Below are 12,619 nucleotides of genomic sequence, written 5' to 3'. Positions count from 1 at the left end.
CCGCACCGCACTCCGTCTGCCGCAACCACCCAGCCTGGCGGCACCGGCTGGAGTCCAGGCTGCCGGGGCGACGCCCTGGACCACACCGAACGATGACTTCTACCGGATCGATACCGCGTTGTCCGTGCCGCTGATCCTGCCGGCCGACTGGAGGCTGCGGATCCACGGCATGGTCGAGCGGGAGATCGAGCTCAGCTTCGAGGATCTGCTGAAGCGCACGGTCGTGCACAAGTGGGTCACCTTGGCCTGTGTGAGCAACGAGGTCGGCGGCGACCTGATCGGGAACGCGCTCTGGTCGGGGGTGCTGCTGAAGGACCTGCTCGCCGAGGCGGTGCCAGCCGCCACCGCGGACGCGATCAAGTCGACCTCGAAGGACGGCTTCACCGCCGGTACTCCGCTCGGCACGCTGACCGACGATCGCCAGTCGATGCTCGCCTTCGCGATGAACGGGCAGCCGCTGCCGCTGGAACACGGGTTCCCGGTGCGCATCGTCGTACCGGGGCTGTATGGGTACGTGTCGGCGACGAAGTGGCTGACGGATATCGAGGTGACCCGGTTCGACAAGTTCCAGGGCTACTGGACGCCGCGCGGGTGGTCCGAGATGGGGCCGATCAAGTTGTCGTCGCGGATCGACACCCCGCGGTCCAAGGCGTCCGGTGGTCAGGTCACGGTCGCCGGGGTGGCGTGGGACCAGCATGTCGGGGTGTCGAAGGTCGAGGTCCGGGTCGACGGTGGTCCTTGGCAGCAGGCGACGCTGGCCACAGATGCGTCGATCGACACCTGGCGGCAGTGGTATTGGAACTGGGATGCGCCGCGCGGCAACCACGTGCTGCAGGTTCGCGCGTTCGACGCGAAGGGCAATCCGCAGATCGAGGCCCAGGCGCCGCCGGCGCCGAACGGCTCGACCGGTCTGCACAGCGTCGACATCAAGGTCGGCTGACAGCCGCCAGGACCATCGGCAGGAAGGTGTGCTCGAGGGATCCGGCGGGGACCTCTGAGGGCTCGAGCAGGCTCTGCGAGCGGGCGCCCTCGTGCAGGGCGATCACGAGCCGGACGAACTGCTCGGGCGGGACGCTCAGCCGCAGGTCGCTGGCCGCGCTGATCTCCTCGACGAGCTCCGTCAGCCGCTGACGAAACATCGCCCGTTGGCGATTGAGAGCCGTCGCCGCCTCGGCATTGCGCAACGCATGCAGGGTGAACTCGGTCGAGATCAGATGCCACTGCCGCTGATCGGGCGCCGCGTCGTCCAGCAACCCCAGTACTGCGTCGAGCAGCGTGCCGGGCTTGTTCGCCAGGTCAGGGAGCAACGCGCTGATCTGTTCCAGCAGGCGATCTGTGGTCGCCTGGAACAGCGCGAGCACGAGCTCGTCCTTCGAGGCGAAGTTCGAGTAGAAGGCGCCACGGGTGAACCCGGCCCGCTCGCAGATGTCCTCCACCGAGGCGCCGTGGAACCCGCGCTCGGCGAACACTTCGAGCGCACCCTCCAGCAGGCGGGCCCGGGTGGCGGAGCGGCGGCGCTTGGGCGTTTCCATACCTCGTAGGATACAGTCCTGTATTGAATACACAACCGTATTGAACGGGGACACGGGATGCAGCTCAGGGCTTATGCGATCAGCGTGCGCGGTCCGCACGCGCCGATGCTGGACCCGACGTCGGTCCAGGTGAGCGATCACCAGCTCGTGCTGCTGACGGGGTACCCGGGGCCGGGGCATGTCGCGGCAGCACTGGGCCTGTCGGGGCGGCTTCGCCCGGACGGCGGTGAGGTGAAGCTGGACGGCCGGTCCGATGCCGGCGTACTGCGCCGGACGGTCGCGGTCGTGGACGCGCCCGGGATCACCGAGCCGGACGATGCGTTGCCGGTCCGGCTGGTGGTCGGCGAGGAGTTGGCTATCGCAGGCCGGAAGGCCGGACGCAAGGCGGTGCAGGACTGGCTGGACGAGCACGATGCCGCCGAGCATGCGGACAAGCGGTTCGAGCATCTGCCGGTGGCGACCCGGACGAGGTTGCTGGCCGAACTGACGGTTGCGAGACCCGAAGTCCGGGCCGTGATCCTGACGATGCCGGATCGGCTGGGCGGGGATCCGCACGGCTGGTACGGCGTCGGGCGTGATCTCGCGTCCCGGGGATACGGCGTGATCATCACTTGCGCGGAGACGTCGGCCCGGTTGCTCGGCGTACCGGCTGCGCAGATGGGCTCGGTGGAACCGCCCGAACCTGTCCAAGTGGAGCCGGCTGCGCCTGTCGAGTCCGCCATACCGATCGAAAGTGCACGGCCGATCGAGAAGGAAGCAGGGGTCGAGGCATGACCGCCGTCCGGATGGCCTTGAGTGAGTTGCGGCGGCTGACCGCTGGGCGGTTGCCGAAGCTCGCGGTGGTGGCCATGCTCTGCGTGCCGATGCTGTACGGCGGGTTGTACCTCTACGCGAACCACGATCCGTACGGGCGGCTCGACAAGGTCCCGACCGCGGTCGTCGTGGAGGACGAGGGGACCACGCTGTCCACCGGCGAGAAGCTGTCCGTGGGTCCGCAGGTCGCCGACGAACTGGTGAAGTCGAAGAGTTTCGACTGGCATCGCGTCGATCGTGCTGAGGCGACCGCGGGAGTGAGTGACGGGAAGTACGAGTTCGCGCTGGTGCTGCCGAAGACCTTCTCGGCCGACCTGGCCTCGAGCGCGGAGTTCCAACCGCGGCAGGCGACTCTCGAACTGACCACCAACGACGCGAACAACTACCTCGCGCACACGATCGCGAACCAGGTCGTCGCGCAGGTGACCAAGACCGTGGCGGCCCAGGTGAGCGAGACCGCGGCGAGCAAGCTGCTGGCCGGGTTCAGCACGATCCACGGGCAGGTCGAGAAGGGTGCAGCGGGCGCTGGGCAACTGCAGAGCGGGCTGACGTCAGCCAACACCGGGGTTGTCCAGTTGCAGACGGGTGCCAACCAGCTGAACACCGCGCAGAAGCAACTCTCCACGGGCGCGACAAAGCTCTCCAATGGTCTCGGCACAGCAGGCAAGGGCGCGAGCGATCTCGCGTCCGGAGCCGGGCAGCTGAGTACAGGGTTGGGCACTCTGAAGACGAAGACCTCCGGCCTGCCCGCGCAGACGAAGGCGCTGGCGACCGGCGCGGACCAAGTTGCCGATGGCAACGAGAAGATCGCGGGCGTCGGGCAGCAGGTGGCGACTGCTTCCAGCACGCTGCTGAAGGACCTGAGCACGATCGACGCCGGTCTGGCGACAAGCCTGAAGGAGCGCGGGTTCACCCAGGCGCAGATCAATCAGGTACTCGCGGAGACGGCGAAACTGCGCGGCCCGGTGATCACGGCGAACACCAAGATCCAGTCGACCTCGAAGCAGCTGAACCAGCTCTCCACCGGCGCCCGACAGGTCTCGAACGGCGCCTCCGCCCTGGCAAGCGCAACGCCAGCCCTGACCTCGGGGATCAGCAGTGCCGCAAGCGGCGCCGCCAAGCTCAGCACGGGTGCGACTGACTTGAAGACTGGTGTGGCGAGTCTCCAGGCAGGCGCCTCGCAACTCGCGACCGGCGAACAGCAGGCCGTCACCGGTCAGGGTCAATTGCTTACTGGCGTCAATAGCCTCGCGACCGGCATCGGCAAGCTCAAGACCGGGGCAACTGAGCTCAACACGGCGCTGACGAACGGCGCGAAGCAGATCCCGGATCCGTCGGCAGAGGCTCGGAAGGCCGTTGCGGAGACGCTGGGTGCGCCAGTGGGATTGAAGAACACCTCCCAGGCGACGGCCGACAGCTATGGCGCTGGGCTGGCGCCGTTCTTCCTCAGTTTGGCCTGCTGGATCGGGGCGTACGTGCTCTTCCTGCTGGTGCGACCGCTGTCGCCGCGCGCTCTTGCTGCCCTGCAGTCGCCGGTGCGGGTCGCTCTCGGTGGATGGTTGCCGCCTGCGATCTTTGGAGCGATTCAGGCGGTTCTGGTGTTCATCGCGGTGGTGTTCGGGCTGGGGATCGAGGCTGCGCATCCTTGGCTGACCGCTGGGTTCCTGGTACTGGCCTCGGTGACTTTCGTGGCGATCCTGCATGCGTTGTCGGCCTGGTTCGGCGCCGTCGGGAAGTTCCTGGGGTTGGTGCTGATGGTGATCCAGTTGGTCAGCGCGGGCGGGACCTTCCCGTGGCAGACGATTCCGGCGCCGCTGTACTTCTTCCATCACGTGCTGCCGATGAGCTACGCCATCGATGGGGTGCGGCATCTCATGTACGGCGGTTCCGGGGCATCCCTCGGCACGGATCTGCTGGTGTTGGTCGCCTGGTTGGTGGCCGGCCTGACCGCCTCCAGTCTCGCCGCCCGCAAGCAACGAGTCTGGCCCGCGAAGAAGCTCCAGCCGGAACTGGCGCTGTAGTAGTGCTGGTGGGGATCCCCCGGCCGGAGTGCGGAGGGATGATCGTTGTGTGGTTTGTTCATGATCGGGCGGTTCACCGACTGGCTGCTGGGGCTGCAGGGATTTCCTGTCTACGGCCTCGTCGGGTTGGTGGTATTCGCCGAGGATGCGCTGTTCGTCGGGTTCGTGCTGCCGGGTGAGACGGCGGCCGTCCTCGGCGGGGTCATTGCCAGTGCCGGCCACGTGTCGCTGCCGTGGATGATCGTCGTTGTCGTGGCCGCGGCGATCATCGGCGACACCGTGGGGTACGAGGTCGGCCGCCAATTCGGTCCGCGGCTACTGCGGACCCAACTGCTGGTACGGCGAAGCGCCAGCATCGACGCCGCCCGCCGGCAACTGGCTCGCCGGGGCGGCAGCGCGGTCTTCCTCGGACGCTTCGTCGCGTTCCTGCGGGCTGTGATGCCCGCGCTGGCCGGCACCGCGGGCATGCACTATCCGAGATTCCTCGCTTTCAATGCCGCGGGCGGGGTGGTTTGGGGGACCGGCGTGGTCCTGATCGGGTACCTCGCCGGCCACTCCTATGCCAAGGTCGAGAAGACGTTCGGCCAGGTGGCGGCGGTGGTCGTCCTCGCGGTGGTGCTGATCGCGATCGGGATCTGGACGGTCCGCCGCCACCGTCGGCGGCAAGCCAGCTGAGCCTCGGGGTCAGCGCAGGTCCTTCACGGCGAGCCGGCGGAAGGTGATCGTCTCGTTGGCGCCGAAATCACCGGTCTCGTAGAGCAGCCCCACGGTGTTCTGGTCGAGGTCGACGAGATCCGAGTACGCCGCGGGCAGGCCGGAGATGGCGAGCGCCGACTCCCACGTGACGCCGTTGTCCTTGCTCACTCGCAGCGTCATCGCTGCCCGCGCCGCCGGGTCGGCAGGACCTGAGTAGATCAGCAGGTCCCTGATGGAGAGCAAGCTTGCCTGGACGACCGGTCCGACCAGGGTCGCCTGCGGGCGGAACGGCTTCTGCAGGGTCTTCCCGCCATCCAGGGAGTACGCGTCGGCCCGGTTGCCCGGCGCGGTCCCGTTGTGCTCGCGGGTGTTGAAGTAGACCCTTCCATCGGGCAATTGGGCCGCGGTCGACTCGTTGACATTGATGTAGCCGTCGGGCTTGTCGTCGACGTACCCGATCTGCCAGGTGCGGCCCCCGTCGTCGGAGTACAGGCTGTGGCCGCCGTAGTACTTCGCCTCGGCGCCGGTGTCGGTGGAGCCGGCGGGTGGCGCGATGGAGTGGTTGGCCGGGATCAGCAGGCGGCCGGATCGCAGCGCGATGCCATGGCCGGGCGTGGTCGCGTACCAGCGCCAGTCGGGCAGTTTGACGGCGCTCGTGAGTTCCTGTGGCGCCGAGAAGGTCTTGCCGTCGTCGGTGCTTCGCTGGACGAAGACGCGGCGGCTGTCCTCGGGACTCGCCTCGCCACGCAGGATCTGCGCTTCCGTGACGGGGCCGTTCCGGACACTCAACAGGACGAGGTCGCCGGAGGCAGGGTCGACGACGGGAGCGGGGTTGCCGATCGTGTTGGTGCCGTGGTCGGCGACAAGTTGCTGCGGACCCCACGTGCAGCCGCCGTCGGTGGACTTGCGCAGCACGATGTCGATATCGCCGGTGTCGGACGAGCCGCCCCGGCGCCCTTCGGCGAAGGCGAGCACCGCGCCGTCCGCGGCCTCGACGACCGCGGGGATCCGGTACGACGCGTAGCCGCCGACGCCGGACTGGAAGGGTACGGATTCACGGCATTTGGCGGTGGCGGAACCAGCAGTTGCGCCGGCGGTCGCAGTACCGGCGACTGTGAGCGCCAGGCCGATGGTGATCAGGGTGCGAGTGACGTGCATTGGTCAGCTCCTAACTCGGGCGGGAGTGCGAGGAGTCAGATATCTGACCTCTCACACGAAACCACAGGCGGGGGAAGGCAGGGGCGGGGGTGGGCGGGGTTAGGTGGGGGTGTGGAGTTTGGTGGAGCGGGTTCGGACGTCGTTGAAGTGTTCTTGCATGCGTTGGATACTTTCGATCGCCTCGCCGGCCTGCAGCGCCTCCACGATGCGGAGGTGGACGGCCGCGCGACCGCCCTCGACGGGTGCCGGGATCGCGTCACCCAGGCGGACGAAGATCTCCCAGAAGAGCTCGATCAGGTTGTCCACCAGCGGGTTCCGCAAACCCTTGTAGAGCAGCAGATGGAAGGCGCGGTCGACCTCGGTGATCTCCTTGCCCTCGGCCTCCAGTTCCGCCATCCGCTCGGCCAGGCGAGCACATTCGGCGAGTTCCTCACTGCCGGCCCGGCGCGCCACCGCCGGCATCAGCCCGACCTCCATCGCCTCGCGGGCGGTCAGGATCTCCTCCAGCGCCATCCCCGGTACCGCCAGCCCGTACGGCAACTGCTCGATCAACGGCCGGAACGAGAAGCTCGACACGAACAAGCCGTTGCCGTGCTGGGCCTCGATCACGCCCAGCGTCTGCAGACTTCTCGTTGCCTCACGCAACGAAAGTCGGCTGACCCCGAGCTCGGCGGCCAGCATCGCCTCGGACGGCAGCCGGTCACCGGGACCCAGTTCGCGGGACCGGATGAAGTCGCGCAGCTTCACCTGGGCCTCGCGGTAGATCGGGCTCCTGCTCACGGCCATCCTTCCGTCGAGGTCACAGCGGTGGTTCATCGTGCCATGCACCTCAGCCCGCAGCGGCCCCAACGGCGTACGGGTGACTTCCGGTGGGATGGCGGCGTCGACACCGCCATCGCACCGGAACTGTCGCGAAATTAGTCAGATATCTGATCTCTGTCAACAGTTCGCCGGGGTTGCTTTGCCTCTTCCTGCAGATCGCAAGCGGCGCAGGCGGGGACCGTGGCAGGCTGAGCGCGACAACAAGGGGAAGGGACTTCATGCGCTTCGGGTTGAAGGTGAATCCGGCCGGGTGGGACGACGCGTCGTACTGGGCGGGGATCGCGGAGTCGGCCGGTTTCGACGGGCTGTGGACCGGGGACAACCTGCGGAATCCGCGGGATCCGGCGATTCCGGTACTGGACGGACCGACGGTGATCACCGGCTGGGCCGCGACCACGACGCGGATCCGGGTCGGGCTGCTGATCGGGAACCTGGTGTTCCGGCACCCGACCGTGCTCGCGAAGCAGGCGCTGACGATGGACCACGTGTCCAGCGGGCGGTTCGACTTCGGCATCGGGTCCGGGCTGTGGCCGACTGACCACGCGATGGCCGGGGTGCCGCTGTGGACGGCGCGGGAGCGGAGCGAGCGGCTGAGCGAGTTCGTCGCGGTGGTCTCGCGGTTGCTTTCCGGCGATGTCTCGGATCACGACGGGCCGTACTATCCGTACTCGCAGGCCTCGATGGCGCCCGGGGTCGTGCAGGACCGGCTGCCGCTGATCGTCGCGGCGAACGCTCCGCGGGCTCTGGTGGTCACGGCTGCGCATGGGGATGGGTGGACGAGCTTCCCGGGCGCTGCCGACGAGGCGGACTTCTACGAGGCATCGGTCGAACGCGTGCGGGTGCTGGACGAGTTGCTCGGCGGCCGGGAGATCCGGCGGATCCTGCTGGCGTACGGGAAGCTCGATCCGTGGGCCTCGGTAGACGGCTTCGCCCGGTTGGTCGAGCGCTACCGCGGGGTCGGCTTCAACGAACTCGTCGTCTACGCCCCGAAGGAGCACGAGCGCGAAGTCTTCGACCAGGTGGCAGCCAAGCTCGACACCTTCCGCTGAAGCCGTCCGGCATCGGATGTTCGTCGAGGCGGTTCAGAGAGTGAGGAGGATCGGGTCGCGGTCGGCGTTGAGGCCGCGGAGCAGGCTGGCGAAGTCGGGTCCGTGGAGGTGAACGGACTCGTTGCACCAGGTGTCGACGATCGGCTCGTCGGTGGTGACGTGGCCGGCCAGTTCGGTCCGGCTGAGTTCGTAGAGCTGGGCCGGGTTGCCGGTCATGTCGACGATGGTCCGGAGCAGTTCGGCGGCCTGCTCCTCCCAGAGAAAGTTGTCGGCGGCAACTTCATCGGGCCGGATCAGCAGCAGGTCGACATCACTGTCCAGATCCCCGGCTGGTGCATCGTCGTCGCGGCGGGCGGCAGCGCCGTACAGGCCGGCGTGGATCGGTGCGATGCTCCACGCCGAGATCTCCGCCCGAAGCCCGCTGATCAAGGTGCCGCGCAGATCGGCCAGCAACTCGACCGCCTGAGCGGCCAGATGCTTCCGGTTCAGGCTGTACAGCAACGCGTTGCCGGACTCGTGCACATGCACCAGGCCCGTCATCGTCAGGCGCTGCAGGATCAATCGCACGCCGGCGACACTGCCCGCCCCGGCCAGCCGATGAATCTGCCGCCCGGACAGCATCCGGTCGGCCCGCGCCAGCACCTGCAACACCGGCCCGTCCAACGACGGCACCACCGTACTGATCGGCCTACCGAGATCCATGGCCAGCCCTGCTCACAAAAGTACGCACCCGACCACGATAGTGAGCACAGTAACCATTCCCCTACTTTCCGTGACCAGTCAGCTTGAGTGGGCGGCGCTGACCACATTCCAGATAGTGAAATGCGTAAAGGAGATAGTCGAGCCCGTCCGATCGGGAAAAACAAGCAGGCTTGATTCTTTTTGGGTGGGGTGGGAGGCTCGGACGACTGACTGCTGCTAGCAGGGGAGTCCGCGTGCAACTGGACGAAGTACTTGCCGATCTGTGGGCCGAGAGCGCTGAGCTGGATCTGCTGGTGGGTGGATTGGCGGCTGATGGATGGGCTACGCCGACGCCGGCCGAGGGCTGGACTGTCGCTCATCAGATCGCCCATCTGGTCTGGACCGACGAGGCCGCGCACCTGGCCGCGACCGATCCGGACGAGTTCACCGCCACGCTCAAGCAGGCGATGGAGAGTCCGACCTCTTACGTCGACGAGGGCGCTACCGAGATCGCTACGTTGCCGCCCGCGGAGCTGTTGATCCACTGGCGGCAGACGCGGGTCGAGTTGGCGGATGCGCTGAAGGCTGTGCCGGCCGGCGAGAAGCTGCTGTGGTTCGGGCCGCCGATGAGTCCGACCTCGATGGCGACCGCGCGGCTGATGGAGACCTGGGCGCATGGGCAGGATGTCGCCGACGCGCTCGGGATCACCAGGCAGCCGTCGAGCCGGCTCAGGCACGTGGCACACCTCGCCGTACGGACACGCAACTTCGCCTACCTGCTGAACGACCGCACACCGCCGAGCGCGGAGTTCTCCGTGGAACTTCAGGGCCCGGACGGGCAGCAGTGGTCGTGGGGACCGGAGGATGCGGACCAGCGGGTGACTGGTTCGGCGTTGGACTTCTGCCTGCTCGCGACGCAACGCCGGCACCGCGACGACCTCGACGTACGGGCGGTGGGTGCTGAGGCGGAGGAGTGGCTCGGGATCATCCAGGCATTCGCGGGGCCGCCCGGCAAGGGGCGGCAGCCGGGACAGTTCGCATGAGCGGCGGTGGACAAGCGTGAGCAAGCCGATTCGGATCGGGAATGCCTCCGGGTTCTACGGCGACCGGTTCAGTGCTTTCCAGGAGATGGTCACCGGTGGGCCGCTCGACGTGGTGACCGGGGACTACCTCGCCGAACTGACCATGTTGATCCTCGGTCGGGACCGGCTCAAGGACCCGTCGCTCGGCTACGCGAAGACGTTCCTCAAGCAGTTGGAGGCCGGGCTCGGCGAGGCGCTGGACCGCAACATCTCCGTGGTCAGCAACGCAGGCGGCCTCAACCCGGCTGGGCTTGCCGAAGCCATCCAGCAGCTCGCCGACAAGCTCGGCCTGCACCCAAAGATCGCGTACGTCGAAGGCGACGATCTCCTGCCCCGCGTGGACGAGCTCGACCTCGGTAAACCCCTCACAGCCAACGCCTACCTCGGCGCCTGGGGTATCGCGGAAGCACTCCAGGCGGGAGCCGACGTCGTCGTCACGGGCCGCGTCACCGACGCCTCGGTGATCGTCGGACCCGCCGCCGCGCACCATGGCTGGAAGCGGGACCAGTACGACGAACTCGCGGGTGCTGTGATCGCCGGACACGTGATCGAGTGCGGGTGTCAGGCGACCGGCGGCAACTACGCGTTCTTCCACGAACTGCGCGATCTCGGCCGACCGGGATTCCCGATCGCCGAGATCCACGCGGACGGCAGCAGCGTGATCACCAAGCACGACGGGACCGGTGGCGCCGTCACGATCGACACCGTCAAGGCGCAACTGCTCTACGAGATCACCGGCGCCCGGTACGCCGGTCCGGACGTCACGGCCCGGGTGGATTCCGTCCAACTCGAAGAGATCGGCCTGGATCGGATCCAGCTCTCCGGGGTCCAGGGCGAACCACCTCCCCCGAAGTACAAGGTGTCTCTCAACGCGGTCGGCGGGTATCGGAACGAGATCGCGTTCGTGCTGACCGGACTCGAACTCGAGGCGAAGGCCGACCTGGTGAAGGACCAACTCGAGCGGTCTCTGCGGACCAAGCCGGCCGAGCTGAAGTGGACGGTCGTCTGGGCCGAGAAGCCGAATGCGGAGACCGAGGAACAGGCGAGTGTCAAGCTGAGGTGCGAGGTGAAGGATCCCGATCCGAAAGTGGTCGGCCGGGGATTCTCCAGCGCCGCCGTTGAACTCGCGCTGTCGAGCTACCCGGGATTCCACGTGACGGCTCCGCCGGGCGACGGCGCGCCGTACGGGGTGTTCACGGCGGGATTCGTCGACGCCGGCGAGGTGTCGCATGTCGTCGTCCTGCCAGACGGGACGCGCAAAGTGATCGAGCCGGCGGCCGAGACACAGCCGCTGGTCGACGCGGAGGACGCCGGGCTCCCGATGCCGTTGCCGCAACTGGTGGCGGCAGGACGCCCGGCGCGATCGCTGACCCGGGAGGTTCCGCTGGGCCGAGTGGCGGGTGCTCGCAGCGGCGACAAGGGTGGCGACGCGAACGTCGGGGTCTGGGTCCGGAACGAGACTGCCTGGCGCTGGCTGGCGCACACGCTGACCGTCGAGCTGTTCCAGGAGTTGTTGCCGGAGACAAGGGAACTGGTGGTCACCCGGCACGTGCTGCCGAATCTCTGGGCGCTGAACTTCGTGGTCAAAGGTCTGCTGGGTGAAGGAGTCGCCTCGCAGGCGCGGTTCGACCCCCAGGCGAAGGCGGTCGGTGAGTGGTTGCGGTCGCGCTACGTCGACGTACCGGAGGTACTGCTGTGAACACGCTTGCGTCCGAACAGGCGAGGGGCCTGCCCCACAGTTCTTCGGACGCAACGGCTGAGCGGAAGGCGTTGCGGGAGACGGTACGGCGGTTCGTGGGCGCTGAGGTGATGCCGTATCTCGATCAGTGGGAGCGGGACGGTGAGCTGCCGCGGTCTTTGCACGAGAAGGCGGGCAAGCTGGGGCTGCTCGGAGTCGGGTTTCCTGAGGAGGCCGGCGGAGGCGGTGGCACGCTGGCCGATGCGATCACTGTGGTCGAGGAGTTGCACTACGCGGGCGGCTCCGGCGGGCTGTCCGCGTCGCTGCTGACCTGTGGGATCGCCGTGCCGCACATCATTGCCGCAGGCAACCAGGAGCAGATCGACCGGTGGGTCCGGCCGACGCTGGAGGGTCACCTGATCGGCTCGCTCGCGATCACCGAACCTGACGGTGGATCCGACGTCGCCTCCCTCCGTACTACGGCTCGCCGCGACGGGGACACGTTCGTCGTCAACGGCTCGAAGACCTACATCACCTCGGGCTGTCGCGCGGACTTCGTCACCACTGCGGTCCGGACCGACGAGCCCGGCTCGCACGGAGTCAGCCTGCTCGTGATCGAACGCGGCACGCCTGGATTCGTGGTGTCGCGCAAGCTTGAGAAGATGGGGTGGCTCTGCTCGGACACGGCGGAGTTGTCCTTCACCGATGTCCGAGTCCCAGTTGCCAACCTGGTCGGCGTACAGGGGTCTGGATTCGTTCAGCTCGCGCAGAACTTCGTCGCTGAGCGGTTGACGCTGGCAGTGCAGGCGTACGCCGGGGCGCAGCGGGCGTTGGACCTGACTGTCTCGTGGTGCCGGGCCCGGGAGACCTTCGGGCAGCCGCTGATCTCTCGGCAGAGCGTTCAGCACACACTCAGCGAAATGGCGCGGCGGATCGACGTCGCACGGGTCTACGTGCACGAGGTGGTCCACCGGGCCTCGGAAGGCGACGACGTGATCGCCGAGGTGTGCTTCGCCAAGAACACCGCGGTCGAGGCCGGGCAGTGGGTCTGCGACCAGGCGCTCCAGTTGCACGGCGGCCTCGGCTA

The 12,619-nt window shown here is 67.6% G+C and carries 12 protein-coding genes; 8 read left to right on the top strand and 4 right to left on the bottom strand.

Annotated elements, in window-relative coordinates; all coding sequences use genetic code 11:
- Positions 1-940, top strand: a 940-nt coding sequence (locus VFG33_RS35020) for a molybdopterin-dependent oxidoreductase (RefSeq protein ID WP_325057314.1), incomplete at its 5' end; no start/stop codon positions are given.
- Here the strand turns inward: VFG33_RS35020 and VFG33_RS35015 are convergent.
- The gene (locus VFG33_RS35015; protein ID WP_325057313.1) at positions 927-1,532 is read right to left on the bottom strand and encodes a TetR/AcrR family transcriptional regulator; all 606 of its coding nucleotides are present in this window, start codon (positions 1,530-1,532) and stop codon (positions 927-929) included. The genes VFG33_RS35020 and VFG33_RS35015 overlap by 14 nt on opposite strands.
- A gap of 57 nt (positions 1,533-1,589) precedes the next feature.
- Between VFG33_RS35015 and VFG33_RS35010 the strand changes: the two genes are divergently transcribed.
- From VFG33_RS35010 to VFG33_RS35000, 3 genes are read left to right on the top strand one after another with little or no spacing between them, the layout of a single operon-like run.
- On the top strand, positions 1,590-2,306 hold the full coding sequence (locus VFG33_RS35010; RefSeq protein ID WP_325057312.1) for a hypothetical protein: 717 nt from the start codon (positions 1,590-1,592) through the stop codon (positions 2,304-2,306).
- Positions 2,303-4,366 (top strand): YhgE/Pip family protein, encoded by a 2,064-nt coding sequence (locus VFG33_RS35005; protein ID WP_325057311.1) that lies wholly within the window; start codon positions 2,303-2,305, stop codon positions 4,364-4,366. The genes VFG33_RS35010 and VFG33_RS35005 overlap by 4 nt, the downstream gene beginning before the upstream one ends.
- A 60-nt stretch (positions 4,367-4,426) precedes the next feature.
- The gene (locus tag VFG33_RS35000; RefSeq protein WP_325057310.1) at positions 4,427-5,041 is read left to right on the top strand and encodes a DedA family protein; all 615 of its coding nucleotides are present in this window, start codon (positions 4,427-4,429) and stop codon (positions 5,039-5,041) included.
- A gap of 9 nt (positions 5,042-5,050) precedes the next feature.
- Here VFG33_RS35000 and VFG33_RS34995 read toward each other — a convergent pair whose 3' ends face one another.
- Both VFG33_RS34995 and VFG33_RS34990 read right to left on the bottom strand, forming a co-directional pair.
- On the bottom strand, positions 5,051-6,220 hold the full coding sequence (locus VFG33_RS34995) for a sialidase family protein (RefSeq protein WP_325057309.1): 1,170 nt from the start codon (positions 6,218-6,220) through the stop codon (positions 5,051-5,053).
- A gap of 99 nt (positions 6,221-6,319) precedes the next feature.
- A complete protein-coding gene (locus VFG33_RS34990) occupies positions 6,320-7,000 on the bottom strand; it encodes a FadR/GntR family transcriptional regulator (protein ID WP_325057308.1) in 681 nt (226 codons plus the stop codon).
- A gap of 260 nt (positions 7,001-7,260) precedes the next feature.
- Between VFG33_RS34990 and VFG33_RS34985 the strand changes: the two genes are divergently transcribed.
- Positions 7,261-8,091 (top strand): LLM class flavin-dependent oxidoreductase, encoded by an 831-nt coding sequence (locus tag VFG33_RS34985; protein ID WP_325057307.1) that lies wholly within the window; start codon positions 7,261-7,263, stop codon positions 8,089-8,091.
- A 33-nt stretch (positions 8,092-8,124) separates the two neighbouring features.
- On the opposite strand, the gene VFG33_RS34980 is transcribed toward VFG33_RS34985, so the two are convergent.
- On the bottom strand, positions 8,125-8,793 hold the full coding sequence (locus VFG33_RS34980) for a hypothetical protein (protein ID WP_325057306.1): 669 nt from the start codon (positions 8,791-8,793) through the stop codon (positions 8,125-8,127).
- A gap of 233 nt (positions 8,794-9,026) precedes the next feature.
- Between VFG33_RS34980 and VFG33_RS34975 the strand changes: the two genes are divergently transcribed.
- The 3 genes from VFG33_RS34975 to VFG33_RS34965 form a co-directional block, all read left to right on the top strand.
- Positions 9,027-9,815: a TIGR03084 family metal-binding protein gene (locus VFG33_RS34975; RefSeq protein ID WP_325057305.1), complete on the top strand. Its 789-nt coding sequence runs from the start codon at positions 9,027-9,029 to the stop codon at positions 9,813-9,815.
- 16 nt (positions 9,816-9,831) lie between these two features.
- Positions 9,832-11,553 carry an acyclic terpene utilization AtuA family protein gene (locus VFG33_RS34970; RefSeq protein WP_325057304.1) on the top strand — a complete coding sequence of 574 codons (1,722 nt, stop codon included), beginning with the start codon at positions 9,832-9,834 and terminating at the stop codon, positions 11,551-11,553.
- The coding region (locus VFG33_RS34965) for an acyl-CoA dehydrogenase family protein (protein ID WP_325057303.1) at positions 11,550-12,619 on the top strand (1,070 nt) is incomplete at its 3' end. The genes VFG33_RS34970 and VFG33_RS34965, both read left to right, overlap by 4 nt.

It is taken from the genome of Kribbella sp., assembly GCF_035687465.1.
Taxonomy (GTDB): Bacteria; Actinomycetota; Actinomycetes; order Propionibacteriales; family Kribbellaceae; genus Kribbella.
The sequence above is the reverse complement of the archived record's forward strand: the minus strand, read 5'-3'. Positions and strand labels throughout refer to the sequence as shown.

What these genes read in the sequence shown, in the direction of transcription:
- VFG33_RS35015 (WP_325057313.1), bottom strand. Translation starts at nt 1,532, where the DNA reads ATGGAAACGCCCAAGCGCCGCCGCTCCGCCACCCGGGCCCGCCTGCTG.
- VFG33_RS35010 (WP_325057312.1), top strand. Translation starts at nt 1,590, where the DNA reads ATGCAGCTCAGGGCTTATGCGATCAGCGTGCGCGGTCCGCACGCGCCG.
- VFG33_RS35005 (WP_325057311.1), top strand. Translation starts at nt 2,303, where the DNA reads ATGACCGCCGTCCGGATGGCCTTGAGTGAGTTGCGGCGGCTGACCGCT.
- VFG33_RS35000 (WP_325057310.1), top strand. Translation starts at nt 4,427, where the DNA reads ATGATCGGGCGGTTCACCGACTGGCTGCTGGGGCTGCAGGGATTTCCT.
- VFG33_RS34995 (WP_325057309.1), bottom strand. Translation starts at nt 6,220, where the DNA reads ATGCACGTCACTCGCACCCTGATCACCATCGGCCTGGCGCTCACAGTC.
- VFG33_RS34985 (WP_325057307.1), top strand. Translation starts at nt 7,261, where the DNA reads ATGCGCTTCGGGTTGAAGGTGAATCCGGCCGGGTGGGACGACGCGTCG.
- VFG33_RS34980 (WP_325057306.1), bottom strand. Translation starts at nt 8,793, where the DNA reads ATGGATCTCGGTAGGCCGATCAGTACGGTGGTGCCGTCGTTGGACGGG.